Origin of the sequence: Mobilicoccus pelagius NBRC 104925 (assembly GCF_000247995.1) — a bacterium.
GTDB classification, from domain to species: Bacteria; Actinomycetota; Actinomycetes; order Actinomycetales; family Dermatophilaceae; genus Mobilicoccus; species Mobilicoccus pelagius.
Genome location: NZ_BAFE01000073.1, coordinates 60,482 through 73,503, shown reverse-complemented (window position 1 = coordinate 73,503; position 13,022 = coordinate 60,482). Strand labels below are relative to the sequence as shown.

Below are 13,022 nucleotides of genomic sequence, written 5' to 3'. Positions count from 1 at the left end.
GGACCGGCCGCGTCCCTTCCGGGGTGCGGCCGGTCGCCCTGGGCGCCCGGTGGTGACGACGGTGGAGCGCGCGAGCGCGGACGAGAGGTGTCGGTGAGCACGAGCAGCGGTTGGATGACGATGCGGTCCTTCTCCCGGGACCGGATGTCGGGCGCGCGCCTCCACCAGGGCACCGCACGGCGGGTGCTCTCCTACGCCCGGCCGTACTCCCGACTCATCGCGGTGTTCCTCACGCTGTCGCTCGTCTCCTCGGGGCTCGTCGTCGCGACGCCGATGCTCCTCGGCCAGGTCGTCGACCGGGGCGTCGTGCCCGGTGACCGGCGTGTCGTCGTCGTCCTCGCGTGCGTCGTCGCCGCGCTCGCCGTCCTCGACGTCGTCGTCGGCCTGCTCAGCCGCTGGGCCTCGGCCCGGATCGGCGAGAACCTCATCTATGACCTGCGTACCCAGGTCTTCTCGCACGTCCTCGCCCAACCGATCGGGTTCTTCACCCGAGCGCAGACGGGCGCGCTCGTCACCCGGCTCAACTCCGACGTCATCGGGGCACAGCAGGCGTTCACCTCGGTGCTCGGCTCGACGGTGAGCAACGTCGTCTCGGTCGTGTTCATCGTCGTCGCCATGGCGAGCACCTCGTGGCAGCTCACCGTCGTCGCACTGCTCCTCACCCCGGTGTTCCTCGTCCCGGCTCGCCTCATGGGACGGCGCCTCTCGGGATTGCAACGGGAGTCGATGGGTCTCAACGCCGAACTCGGCGCGCGCATGACCGAGCGGTTCAACGTCGCGGGAGCGCTCCTCGTCAAGCTGTTCGGCGACCCGGGCAGGGAGTCGGCCGAGTACGCCGTCCGGGCGGGCCGCGTCCGCGACATCGGTGTGACGATCGCCCTCAACCGCACCTTCTTCTTCCAGGGGCTCACCTTCGTCGCCGCCCTCGCCACCGCGGCGGTGTACGGCATCGGTGGTCTCCAGGTCATCGACGGCACCCTCACCGTCGGGTCGCTCCTCGCCCTCGCGGCGCTCCTCGGGCGTCTCTACGGTCCTCTCACCGCCCTCTCCAACGTGCGCGTCGACGTGATGACCGCGCTCGTGAGCTTCGAGCGGGTCTTCGAGGTCCTCGATCTGCAGCCGCTCGTCGCCGAGGCGCCGCAGCCCGTCGACATCCCCGACGGCCCGGTCTCCGTCGAGTTCGACGACGTGGCCTTCGCCTACCCCGGCGCCGACGAAGTGTCCCTCGCCTCCCTCGAGCAGGGCGGCCCCACCGGTGACCGTGAGGGTGGGGACCTCGTCCTCCACGACGTGTCGTTCCGGGTCGAACCGGGCAGCCTCGTCGCGCTCGTCGGTCCGAGCGGCGCAGGCAAGACGACGATGACGAGCCTCCTCGGGCGTCTCTACGACCCCACCTCCGGCGTCGTGCGCGTCGGGGGAGTGGACCTGCGGGAGGCGTCGTTCTCCTCGCTGCGGGACGTCGTCGGCATGGTGACGCAGGAGTCGCACCTGTTCCACGACACGATCCGCGCCAATCTCGAGTACGCGCGCCCCGGTGCGGACGAGACGGAGCTGTGGTCGGTCCTCGAGGCGGCCCAGATCGCCGGACTCGTCCGGGCGCTGCCGCAGGGCCTCGACACCGTCGTCGGCGACCGGGGGCATCGCCTCTCCGGTGGGGAGAAGCAGCGCATCGCGATCGCCCGGCTGCTCCTCAAGAGCCCGGGCCTTGTCGTCCTCGACGAGGCGACGGCCCATCTCGACAGCGAGTCCGAGGCCGCCGTCCAGCGGGCGCTCGACACCGCGCTGCACGGCCGGACGGCGTTCGTCATCGCCCACCGTCTCTCGACGGTGCGGGGCGCGCATGTCATCCTCGTCGTCGACGACGGCCGGGTCGTCGAGCAGGGCACCCACGCCGAACTCCTCGCCCACGGTGGGCTCTACGCCGACCTCTACCGCACGCAGTTCGCCGAGTGAGGCCGGCGTCCGCCGGTCCCTGGGATCGTCGGGTGCCACGAGTTCGTCGCCCTCGGCTCGGTCGCACCGACGAACAGGGGAGCAGGGGGACAGGGCGCTCGCACCGCCCCGGTCGCGACGTGACCGGGGTCGAGGACGTTCAGCCGTCCTCCTCGTCCCAGATGCGCGTCTTGCGCGGGCGGCGCGGCGCGGTGGGACGCCCCTCGCCCTCGCCGAGGGAGTCGCGGTACTCCCGGCGCAGGTAGACGAACACGAGGACGAACCCGACTGGGGCGGCACCCCACCACTGCAGCGCGTAGGCGAAGTGCGGGCCGGTGTCGGTCGACGGCGGGATGAGCGGATCGGGGCGCGGGGGAGTGGCGCCGTCGGCGGTGCGTTCGGCGTCGAGGACGACGTACGTCGGTCGCAATTGCAGCCCCGTCACGCGCGCGACCTCGGCGAGGTCGATCGAGGCGAGCTGCCCGGCCGGAAGATCACGCCCGAGCGCTTCCTCCCCGGGGCGTAGCCACCCGGTGATGCGGACGGGACCGCTCGGGGCAGGGGGAACCTCGGGGAGGATGTCGGCGCGCTCGGCGTTGGGCACCCATCCACGGTCGACGACGACGGTGTCACCGGCGGGCAGACGGACGACGTCGAGGACCTCGTAGCCGTACGTCACGCGCTGCGGCCGGTTGCGCACCATGAACCGGCCGCCCGTGACGTACTCGCCCTCGATGGAGACGTGCCGCCACTGTTGGTCGTCCGGGAAGGTCACCGTGCCGCCCGGCAGCGGCTCGTCGAGGGCGACGGGCGGCGCCTCGTAGTACTGCTCGATGAGTTGCTTGCGATGGGTCTTCTCGACGTGGCGCCCCCACTGCCAGCGTCCGAGGAAGACGCAGGCGGTGGCGAAGAGCGCGGCCACGAGCAGCGCGGTGAGCCAACGGCGGGTGAGGAGGAGCCGGGACACGCCGGTCAGGCTACTCGGACCGTGCGGCGGGCGCACCGGCCCGGGGGCGCCACCGGGCGCCGAGGCGTGGCCCCTCGGGGCCGACGTGCGTCCTCGCCCCCTGCCGGGCCTCGTGCCGGAGGCGACGGGCATGACCACCGGTGTCAGAGATGTCCGATCCGTTCGACGTCCGCGACTCGCCCCGCCCGACGCGACGCCCCACGTCCGGCGTCGCTATCGTGGCGCGCATGACCTCCGACGCCCCCTTCACCGCACCCGTGACCACGCCGGATGCCGGCGGCGGCGCACCGGGCCACCTGCCCTGGCCCGTCCCACGCCGCGGGGACGCCCCGGAGACGGAGGCGCCGCCCGCGCGCAGCGAGGGCCTCGTCGACACGTTCGGTCGGGTCGCGCGCGACCTGCGCATCTCCCTCACCGACCACTGCAACCTCCGCTGCACGTACTGCATGCCCGCCGAGGGCCTGCCGTGGATGGCGCGTCCGCAGATGCTCACCGATGAGGAGCTCCTGCGCCTCGTTCGCGTCTTCGGCGACCTCGGCATCGAGCAGGTCCGCCTCACCGGTGGTGAACCCCTCCTGCGCAAGGGCCTCACCGACATCGTCGCGGGCATCGCCGCGCTGCCGAACCGGCCTCGGATCGCCATGACGAGCAACGGGATCGGCCTCGCGCGTCGCGCCGCCGACCTCGCGGACGCAGGCCTCGACCGCGTCAACATCTCCCTCGACACGATCGACCGCGAGACGTTCGCGACCCTCTCGCGCCGCGACCGGTTCGACGACGTCGTCGCCGGACTCGCCGCCGCCGCCGAAGCGGGGCTCGCTCCCGTCAAGGTCAACGCCGTCGCCATGCGGGGCGTCAACGACGATGGCGTCGCCGACCTCCTCCAGTGGTGCCTGGAACGGGGGTACGAGCTGCGGTTCATCGAACAGATGCCCCTTGACGCCCAGCACGGGTGGGAACGTGCGCAGATGGTCACGGCGGGGGAGATCCGCGCGCGCCTCGAGGAGCGGTTCACCCTCACCCCCGTGCCCGAGCGGGGGAGCGCCCCCGCGGAGCGGTTCCTCGTCGACGGCGGTCCTGCGACCGTCGGCATCATCGCGAGCGTCACCGCCCCGTTCTGCGGGGCGTGCGACCGGGTGCGGCTCACCGCCGACGGCATGGTCCGCAACTGCCTCTTCGCCCGGGGCGAGGTGGACCTGCGCGGCCCGATGCGGGAGGGCGCGAGCGACCGCGACCTCGTCCGGCTCATCCGGGGCGAGATGTGGCGCAAGGCCGCCGGTCACGGCATCGGCAAGCCCGACTTCACCCAACCCACCCGCCCGATGTCGGCGATCGGTGGTTGAGAGCGACACCGACGCCGAGGACCGGGCGGCGGCGAGCAGGATCGAGCGCGAACGGGGCGAACACGCCCGCACGAACGCGGGGCGGCCCGCGCAGGGCAGGACCGGAGGCGTCAGACCGGGGTCTCCGCATGGGGCGAGTCGCCGGGGGAGATGTCGGCGGGCATGGCGGTACCCCGGATGACGGTGGGCGCCGGCTCCGGGTCGGGAGCGTCCGTCGCGTCCTCGTGGGAGTCCCGGTCGTGGCTGCCCGAGGCGGCCGTCACCATCCGGTGGACGACGGGGTCGTGTTCCTCGACGTGGGTGCGCATGTCGCGGTTGTTCGCGATGAGGACGGCCGGGTAGGGGAGGAGCAGCGCGGCGACGATGCAGATCCACGCCCCCGGGGGCCAGTCCACGACGGTGACGAAGACCCCGGCGAGGAGGAAGCAGACCGTACGGACCGCCATCGAGATCGTGTACGAGCGCATGCGCTCGTGCTGATCCTCCGCCCGCGAACGGGGCAGGCTGGAGATCGAGTGAACCCGCTCCTCGCCGTCACGCGCCATGCCGGGAGTCTACCGCCGCAGCGGCCTCGGGCGAGGGGATGATCGCGCCACACCCCTCCGACCCGTGAGAAAGCTACCCGCCGGTCACGTCGAGCCGTGTGCGCCGACGGAGTCCGACGTGCACTAGGTTCGTCATCGCCCCCACGGCCACCGACCCCGAGGAGTTCCGATGACCGACCCGACGCCCCGTCCCGTTCTCGTCACCGGCGGCAACCGAGGCATCGGCCTCGCCATCGCCCGAGACCTGCGCGAGGCCGGACACCCGGTCGTCGTCGGCTGCCGTTCCGGGGAGGCCCCCGACGGACTGGACGCCGTCACGCTCGACGTCACCGACGCCGAATCCGTCGACGCCGCCTTCACCGAGGCCGAGAAGATCGTCGGCGCCCCCATGGGCGGGCTCGTCGCCAACGCCGGCATCACCCGCGACCAGCTCCTCCTCCGCATGACCGACGAGGACGTCGACACCGTCCTCGACACCAACCTCGTGGGCGCGATCCGCTGCGCCCGCCGGGCCACACGGAGCCTCATGCGCGCCAAGGGCGGCCGCATCGTCCTCGTCTCGAGCGTCGTCGCCCTCTACGGCTCGCCCGGCCAGGTCAACTACGCGGCGAGCAAGGCGGGCCTCGTCGGCGTGGCCCGCTCCCTCACCCGCGAGCTCGGCGCCCGACGCATCACCGTGAACGTCGTCGCCCCCGGCTACATCGACACGGCGATGACCGAGGAGCTTCCCGAGGACCTCAAGGCGACCTACCGCGGCCTCATCCCCGCCGGCCGGTTCGGTGCCCCCGAGGAGGTCGCCGCCGCCGTACGGTTCCTCGTCTCCGACGCCGCCGCCTACGTCTCCGGCGCCGTCATCCCCGTCGACGGGGGCCTCGGCATGGGCCACTGACGCCCGCCGACCCGCCCTGCCCGCTCCCGCCCCGCCACGATCTCCAAGGAGTCCCCATGCCCCTGCTCGACGGAAAGAGCATCCTCGTCACCGGCGTCCTCACCGAGTCGTCGATCGCGTTCCACGTCGCCCGCCTCGCGCAGGAGGAGGGCGCGAGCGTCGTCCTCACCTCGTTCGGACGCGCCGCCAAGATCACGCAGAAGATCGCCAAGCGCCTCCCCGTCGAGGCCCCCGTCGTCGAGCTCGACGTGTCCGACACGGAGGACGTCGAGGCGCTCGCCGACCGGGTGCGCGAGCACGCCGACCACCTCGACGGCGTCCTCCACTCCATCGGGTTCGCCCCGCAGGAGGCGTTCGACTTCATGGGTGCCTCGTGGGAGGACGTCGCCCCCGCGCTCCAGATCTCCGCATATTCCCTCAAGGCCCTCGCGAAGGCGTGCCTGCCGCTCATGTCGCCCGGTGGCGCCATCGTCGGCCTCACCCTCGACGCCTCCGTCGCCTGGTCGGGCTACGACTGGATGGGTGTCGCCAAGGCCGCGTTCGAGTCGACGAGCCGGTACGTCGCCCGCGACCTCGGCCCTCAGGGCATCCGCAGCAACCTCGTCGCCGCAGGCCCCATCAGCACGACCGCGGCCAAGAGCATCCCCGCCTTCTCGAAGTTCGCGCAGTGGGGCGAGCACGCGCCGCTGGGCTGGGAGATCTCCGATCCGACGCCCGCGGCCAAGGCGTGCGTCGCGCTCCTCTCGGACTGGTTCCCCGCGACGACGGGCGAGATCGTCCACGTCGACGGCGGGTTCCACGCCTTCGGCGGCTGACGACGGGCGGTGCACGCATCGGCCGGCCCGACGTGTGTACCGACACCGCACCGCGGCGCCGTCGAGGGCGCCGTCGAGCCGTGAGCGGAGGCACGGGAGGGGACTCCTCGGGGCTCAGGGACCTCGTCTGGTCCGCGGGAGGAGCGTTCCGGGCGGCGGACACGCCGAAACCCTCACGTGACGTGGCGTCTTCGCCGATAAGGACGACGACGGCACCGTCTCGCGTGCCCGACGCAATCCCGGATGCCCATATGGAGGCCGCCCGCATGTCCAACGACTCACCGATCTGGACCCCGGCGCGGCATCCCCTCGCCCGGTTCCTCCGTGGGCTCGTCACGGGGACCCGCCTCCCCATGGACGGCGGCTGGATGCGGGTGACGCCCTGGGCCCCCCACATCCAGGGCATCCTCTCGTTCCCCGGGCACGCGATCCTCGCGGTCTCCTACGACCGCACCGAGAACGACCTCGCCGAGCTCGGCGTCGACGGCTGGGGCGGCGCACACGATCCGCGCGTCGTCACGACCCTCGCGAAGAACGGGTGGATCGACACCCTCGACATCCTCTTCCTCGGCCCCGGCGCGGGGGAGCGGGCCGGCGGCGATCACCTCGTCACGCGGTCCGACCTCGCCAAGCACCCGCTCGCCGAGCATGCCGAACGGGTGCGGTCCCAGGTCCAGGTCTACGGCTCGGCCGACCCCGGCGTCGAAGATGTCGTCGTCCTCGCACGCGGCGTCGGTGGTCTCCGCGAGATCTCCTTCGAGCTCGACCCGCGCCGTCGCGGCCAGGGTCGTGGCGTCGACCTCGTCCGGGCCGCGCTTCACTGCGTCCCCGAGAACGAACTCGTGGCCGCGTGCGCCGCGCCCGCGAACCTCCCGTGCGCGAAGTCGCTCGTCCGCGCAGGGCTCGCCCCCTACGGGACCATCCAGCTCTTCACCGATCGGCCGGAACGCCGCTCCTGAGGTCGTGAGGGCGGATCGACCGACCCGGCAGACCGTTCCGAACCTCGACGTGCCCTTCAGATCGAGAGAGGAGATCACCCCCGGTCGCACCTTCGACGATCTGAGCATGGGGTCTCGATGTCGAGTAGAAGCTTAGGGGTAAAGCCGCAGCTCGTTGCCGTCTGGCCCTGGAGGACGCGAGACACCGGGACACGACAGTCGCCGGACGGCTCGGAGACGTCCACGTCTCTGGTCACCCTCCGCCCTGCCACGGCGCGGAGCGACGCACTCCGTCGTGAGGCGACCGAGTCAGGCCGGGGCCGGGCCGTGATCCAGGCCGAGGAGGGGGAGCACGAGCGAGAGGTCCGGGACGTCGATCGCGACGTCGGCCTGCTCGCGGGCAACGGCCTTGGCACAGAACGCGACACCGAGCGCGGCGGTCCCCATCATGTCGAGGTCGTTGGCGCCGTCGCCGATCGCGACCGTGTGGTCGAGGTCGATTCCCTCGGCCGCGGCGAACTCCCGCAACGCCCGCGCCTTGCCGGCCCGGTCGACGATCTCGCCCTCGACCTCGCCCGTGAGGCGCCCGTCGGCGACGGCGAACCGGTTGGCACGCACGAGTCCGATGCCGAACCGTGCCGCGAGGGGCTCGACGATCTCGACGAACCCGCCGGAGACGAGCGCCACCGCGTGTCCGCCCTCCTGCAGCGCGCTCACGAGGACGTCGGCGCCGGGTGTGACCGTGACGGACTCCGCGACCTGCGTGAGGACCTGGGCGTCGAGACCGGCGAGCGTCGCGCACCGGGCCCGCAGGCTCGCCGCGAAGTCGAGTTCTCCGCGCATCGCCGCCTCGGTGACGACCCGGACCTCGTCCTCGGTGCCCGCAAGGGTGGCGACGAGTTCGATGACCTCCTCGAGGATGAACGTCGAGTCGACGTCCATGACGACGAGTAGGCGCCCACCCGGCACGAGGCCGGAGCCGGCGCCTGGGATCGTGCCGACGCTCACGCCTTGACGACGGTGTTCTTGGGGACGACGACGACGCCGCCCTCGCTCACGTGAAAGCCTCGGGCGAGATCGGCCTCGTGGTCGACGCCGATCTCGGCGCCGTCCTCGACGACGACGTTCTTGTCGAGGATCGCCTTCTCGATGACGGCCTTGCGGCCGATGCGCACCGCGTCGAGGAGCACCGAGTCGTGCACCTGCGCGAAGCTGTTGACGCGGACGAGGGGGGAGACGACCGAGCCCTCGACACGAGCACCGGAGATGACCGCACCCGAGGACACGGCCGAGTTGATCGCCTCGCCGAGTCGACCCGTCTCGTTGTGCACGAACTTGGCCGGCGGGTGGTTGCCCACGTCCGAGGTGTAGATGGGCCAGTCGTAGTTGTAGAGGTTGAAGATCGGGTGGATCGCGATGAGGTCCATGTTGGCCTCGTAGTAGCTGTCGATCGTGCCGACATCGCGCCAGTAGGCGCGGTCGCGATCGGTGGCGCCAGGGATCTCGTTGTAGGCGAAGTCGTACACCCAGCCGTCGCCGCGCTCGATGAAGCGGGGGACGATGTCGCCGCCCATGTCGTGCGTGCTGCCCTCATCGTCGGCGTCGGCGACGACGACGTCGCGCAGGACGTCCGCGTCGAAGACGTAGTTGCCCATCGAGGCGAGGACCTCGTTGGGCGAGGAGGGCAGACCCTTCGCGTCCTTCGGCTTCTCGCGCCAGCGGCCGATGCGACGCTCGTCGCCCTCGTCAACCTCGATGACGCCGAACTGGTCGGCGAGGGAGATCGGCTGTCGGATGGCCGCGACGGTGATGCCCGCCTGGGTCTCGATGTGCTGGTCGACCATCTGGCTGAAGTCCATGCGGTACACGTGGTCCGCGCCGACGACGACGACGTAGTCGGGGCGTTCGTCGTCGAGGGTGTTGAGGCTCTGATAGATCGCGTCGGCGCTACCCATGTACCACTGCTTGCCCATGCGCTGCTGTGCCGGGATGGGGGCGATGTAGTTGCCGAGCAGGTTGGACATGCGCCACGTGCGGCTGATGTGTCGGTCGAGGCTGTGCGACTTGTACTGCGTGAGCACGACCACCTTGAGGTAGCCGGAGTTGACGACGTTGCTCAGCGCGAAGTCGATGAGCCGGTAGATGCCGCCGAACGGCACGGCCGGCTTGGCCCGGTCGGCGGTGAGTGGCATGAGCCGCTTGCCCTCGCCGCCGGCGAGGACGATGGCCAGGACATTGGGATTGCGCTTCCGACGCCTCATGGCGTTCAACCTACCTGCGGAACCCCGATGGGGAAGAGGAACGAAGGCCCTCGTTCTCGCTCCGCCGCGAGCGCGTGCCCTTCGCCCGTCCGTCGCCGCCCCGCGGAGGGCCCCCGGCGTCTAGGGTGAGGCCGTGCGCGTAGACATCCTCACCAAGGAATACCCCCCGCAGATCTACGGTGGCGCCGGGGTCCATGTGGCCGAACTGACGCGGGCGCTGCGCGCCCGCGGTGACGTCGACGTCCGCGTGCGCTGCTTCGGTGGCCCCCGCGACGAGGACGGCACGACCGGCTACCCCGAGATCGCCGAACTCGCCGGGGCGAACGCCGCTCTGCAGACCCTCGGCGTCGATCTCGCGATGGCCGGCGACTGCGTCGGCACCGACCTCGTCCACTCCCACACGTGGTACGCCAACATGGCGGGTCACGTGTCCTCCCTCCTCGCCGGGGTGCCTCACGTCATCTCGGCGCACTCCCTCGAGCCGCTCCGTCCGTGGAAGGCCGAGCAGCTCGGCGGCGGGTACCGCGTGTCCTCCTGGGTGGAGCGCACGGCGTACGAGGCGGCTTCGGGCATCATCGCGGTGAGCCGCGGCATGCGGGCCGACATCCTCACGTGCTACCCCTCGATCGACCCCGACAAGGTCTCGGTCGTCCACAACGGCATCGACTCCACCGACTGGCACCCCGACCACTCCGGCGCCGGCAAGGACGTCTGCCGCGCCTACGGCATGGACCCCGACCGTCCGTCCGTCGTCTTCGTCGGCCGCATCACCCGCCAGAAGGGGCTCCCGCACCTGCTGCGTGCCGCGGCCGCTCTGCCGCCCGAGGTCCAGGTCGTCCTCGTCGCGGGCGCTCCGGACACCCCGGAGATCAAGGCCGAGGTCGAGACCCTCATCGACGAGCTCCGCACGACCCGGGAGGGCGTCGTGTGGGTCGCCGAACACCTCTCGCGGGACAAGGTCGTCGCGATCGAGTCCAACGCGACGGTGTTCGCCTGCCCGTCGATCTACGAGCCCCTCGGCATCGTCAACCTCGAGGCGATGGCGTGCGAGGCGCCCGTCGTCGCCACCGCGACCGGCGGCATCCCCGAGGTCGTCGTCGACGGCGAGACGGGCTGGCTCGTCGACATCGAGCAGGTCGGCGACGGAACCGGCACCCCGGTCGACCCCGCGAAGTTCGAGGCCGACCTCGCCGCGGCCCTCGCCGACGCCGTGAGCGACCCCGAGCGGGCGCGCGAGCGTGGTCTCGCCGGCCGCCGCCGCGCGGTCGAGCACTTCTCCTGGTCCGCGATCGGTGACCGCACCCTCGAGGTCTACGAGAAGGTCCTGACGCAGCACCGCTGATCCCGCTCCACGACCCGCACCCACGACCGCACCGGCCGACGGACGCTCCGACGGCCGGTGCGGTCGTTTGCACCCCCCTGGGGGTGTACACCCTCCCTTCGTCCCTCCCGAGGGGCGCACACCGAGGGGCGCACACCGACGGGCACGGCGTCCGCACGGCCCGGTCCGGACGACCGGCCCGCCTCGACGATCCCGCGCATCCCCACCGGCGGGAGTCCGTCGAGGCCCGCCGTCGGGGTCGGTGCGGTTCCCCCTGCGCGGTGTGCGAGCCGAGTCCGGAGTCAGGAGCGGCCGGAGGCGAGGCCGAGGGCCGCGGCGCGGGCGCCCGTGACGAGGGCACGCCGCGCCTCCCGACGCACCTCCCGCAGGATGTCCGCGCGTCGCTCCCCGACGGCCAGGGTGGGGGCGTCGTGGAGATGGTCCAGGGCGGTGCCCGCGACGGCCTCGAGGATCGCCGCCTGCGTGATGAGGCGGCGCGCGCGTTCGTCGACGGGCGGCAGACCCCACCGGCCGCTCGCGACGCGCTCGTCGGCGAGATCGCGCAGACCGGCGTCCCAGTGCGGTGCGTCGAGGCCCTCGAGGGCACTCACGGCCTCCAGCACGAGGGTCCGCAGGGCGCGTTCCGCGCCCGCGGCGTCGTCCTCGCCGAGTGGAGGTGGGGTGCACTCGTACGCCGCCCACCTGAGGAGGGTGCCGGTGTCACCGCTCGGACCGAACTCCTCGAACTCGGGCACGAGCGCACCGCCCAGCAGGGGCGACCAGGCGCACTCCCCGGCGTCGAGCGCGGCACCGGCGAACTCCGTCCCACCCCGCGGCAGCCCGACGAGGTCGCCCGGCGCGGGGAGGGAGACGAGGACGACCCGTTCCCCGAACCTCTGCCAGAGGTCGAGACTCGCCACGGCGGCGTCCACGTCGACGTCGGCGAGATCGGGGGTGGCGTCCCGGACGACGCGGTCGAGGTCGCCCCTCCCGCGGCTCAGGGCGTCGGTGGCCCACAGGGCGAGACGGACGGAGGCAGGCAGTTCCGGCACGGACCCAGCGTAGGCGGGGGAGACGACGCGTCGACGCCCGTGCTCCGAGGCCGTGCACGTCCGGTGCCCGACTGCCGATAGGGTCACCCCCATGAGTGACGTGCTCGCGTTCGCCGGTGTGACCGTGACCCGTGGTGGCAAGGACATCCTCGCCGAGGTCGACTGGGAGATCGAGGAAGGCCAGCGATGGGTCGTCCTCGGCCCCAACGGTGCCGGTAAGTCGACGCTCCTGCAGCTCGCGGCCGCGCGCCTCCACCCGACCACCGGGGTCGCCGGTGTCCTCGGCGAGGTGCTCGGGGCGGTCGACGTCTTCGAGCTGCGTCCTCGCATCGGCCTCGCGAGCGCCTCCCTCGCCGAGCACGTGCCCGGCGACGAGCGCGTCGCGGACGTCGTCGTCACCGCGTCCTACGGCGTCGTGGGGCGCTGGCGCGAGCACTACGACCGTCAGGACCTCACGCGCGCGACCGAGCTCCTCGCGGCGCTCGGGGTGTCCCACCTGGCCGACCGCCGCTACGGCACGCTCAGCGAAGGGGAGCGCAAGCGCGTGCAGATCGCGCGCGCCCTCATGACCGACCCGGAGCTCATGCTCCTCGACGAGCCCGCCGCGGGCCTCGACCTCGGCGGTCGGGAGGACCTCGTCGCCCGTCTCGGCGCCCTCGCCGACGACATCGAGGCGCCCGCGCTCGTGCTCGTCACCCACCACGTCGAGGAGATCCCGCCGGGGTTCACCGACGTCCTCCTCCTCCGCGAGGGTCGCGTCGTCGCGGCCGGACCGATCGAGATCACCCTGACGAAGGAGAACCTCGAGGAGACCTTTGGGCTCCCGCTCGTCCTCGAGCAGCACGGCCGCCGGTGGGCGGCACGGGCCGTCACGGACTGACCGCACCGCCTCCCCGCCACCGGCACCCCACCCCGAGGTGCTCGAGGTCCGCGCCGGCTCGACGGTTGTCCCCTAGGGT

Annotated in this window: 12 protein-coding genes; 7 read left to right on the top strand and 5 right to left on the bottom strand. The window is 72.2% G+C overall.

The features are described from left to right. Window positions 1-114: 114 nt before the first annotated feature. Window positions 115-1,953 carry an ABC transporter ATP-binding protein gene (locus MOPEL_RS10890; protein ID WP_009482959.1) on the top strand — a complete coding sequence of 613 codons (1,839 nt, stop codon included), beginning with the start codon at window positions 115-117 and terminating at the stop codon, window positions 1,951-1,953. 139 nt (window positions 1,954-2,092) lie between these two features. Here MOPEL_RS10890 and MOPEL_RS10885 read toward each other — a convergent pair whose 3' ends face one another. Then, window positions 2,093-2,899 (bottom strand): SURF1 family cytochrome oxidase biogenesis protein, encoded by an 807-nt coding sequence (locus MOPEL_RS10885; RefSeq protein WP_009482958.1) that lies wholly within the window; start codon window positions 2,897-2,899, stop codon window positions 2,093-2,095. A 227-nt stretch (window positions 2,900-3,126) separates the two neighbouring features. On the opposite strand from MOPEL_RS10885, the gene moaA reads away from it, so the two are divergent. After that, entirely contained in the window at window positions 3,127-4,242 is a 1,116-nt protein-coding gene (gene moaA / locus MOPEL_RS10880; RefSeq protein WP_141631311.1) for a GTP 3',8-cyclase MoaA, read from the top strand. Between the two features lie 110 nt (window positions 4,243-4,352). Here the strand turns inward: moaA and MOPEL_RS16080 are convergent, their stop codons facing one another. Then, window positions 4,353-4,787 (bottom strand): DUF3099 domain-containing protein, encoded by a 435-nt coding sequence (locus tag MOPEL_RS16080; RefSeq protein ID WP_009482956.1) that lies wholly within the window; start codon window positions 4,785-4,787, stop codon window positions 4,353-4,355. Between the two features lie 169 nt (window positions 4,788-4,956). On the opposite strand from MOPEL_RS16080, the gene fabG reads away from it, so the two are divergent. From fabG to MOPEL_RS10860, 3 genes are all read left to right on the top strand, one after another. Further along, complete coding sequence (fabG, locus tag MOPEL_RS10870; RefSeq protein WP_009482955.1) at window positions 4,957-5,676, top strand: 3-oxoacyl-ACP reductase FabG; 720 nt, start codon at window positions 4,957-4,959, stop codon at window positions 5,674-5,676. 56 nt (window positions 5,677-5,732) lie between these two features. Next, window positions 5,733-6,491, top strand: a complete 759-nt coding sequence (gene fabI / locus MOPEL_RS10865; RefSeq protein ID WP_009482954.1) for an enoyl-ACP reductase FabI — start codon at window positions 5,733-5,735, stop codon at window positions 6,489-6,491. Between the two features lie 266 nt (window positions 6,492-6,757). Continuing rightward, window positions 6,758-7,450, top strand: a complete 693-nt coding sequence (locus MOPEL_RS10860; RefSeq protein WP_141631310.1) for an N-acetyltransferase — start codon at window positions 6,758-6,760, stop codon at window positions 7,448-7,450. Window positions 7,451-7,738: 288 nt separating this feature from the next. Here the strand turns inward: MOPEL_RS10860 and serB are convergent, their stop codons facing one another. Next, window positions 7,739-8,437 (bottom strand): phosphoserine phosphatase SerB, encoded by a 699-nt coding sequence (gene serB, locus MOPEL_RS10855; protein WP_009482952.1) that lies wholly within the window; start codon window positions 8,435-8,437, stop codon window positions 7,739-7,741. After that, window positions 8,434-9,690 (bottom strand): glucose-1-phosphate adenylyltransferase, encoded by a 1,257-nt coding sequence (gene glgC / locus MOPEL_RS10850; protein WP_009482951.1) that lies wholly within the window; start codon window positions 9,688-9,690, stop codon window positions 8,434-8,436. Before glgC ends, serB begins: the two co-directional genes overlap by 4 nt. Before the next feature lie 133 nt (window positions 9,691-9,823). Here glgC and glgA point away from each other — a divergent pair, with 133 nt between their 5' ends. Then, window positions 9,824-11,032, top strand: a complete 1,209-nt coding sequence (gene glgA / locus MOPEL_RS10845; RefSeq protein ID WP_009482950.1) for a glycogen synthase — start codon at window positions 9,824-9,826, stop codon at window positions 11,030-11,032. A gap of 281 nt (window positions 11,033-11,313) precedes the next feature. Here glgA and MOPEL_RS10840 read toward each other — a convergent pair whose 3' ends face one another. Beyond that, window positions 11,314-12,063 (bottom strand): Rv1486c family protein, encoded by a 750-nt coding sequence (locus tag MOPEL_RS10840; RefSeq protein ID WP_040634111.1) that lies wholly within the window; start codon window positions 12,061-12,063, stop codon window positions 11,314-11,316. Window positions 12,064-12,154: 91 nt separating this feature from the next. On the opposite strand from MOPEL_RS10840, the gene MOPEL_RS10835 reads away from it, so the two are divergent. Then, window positions 12,155-12,943: an ABC transporter ATP-binding protein gene (locus MOPEL_RS10835; protein WP_009482948.1), complete on the top strand. Its 789-nt coding sequence runs from the start codon at window positions 12,155-12,157 to the stop codon at window positions 12,941-12,943. Window positions 12,944-13,022 lie beyond the last annotated feature (79 nt).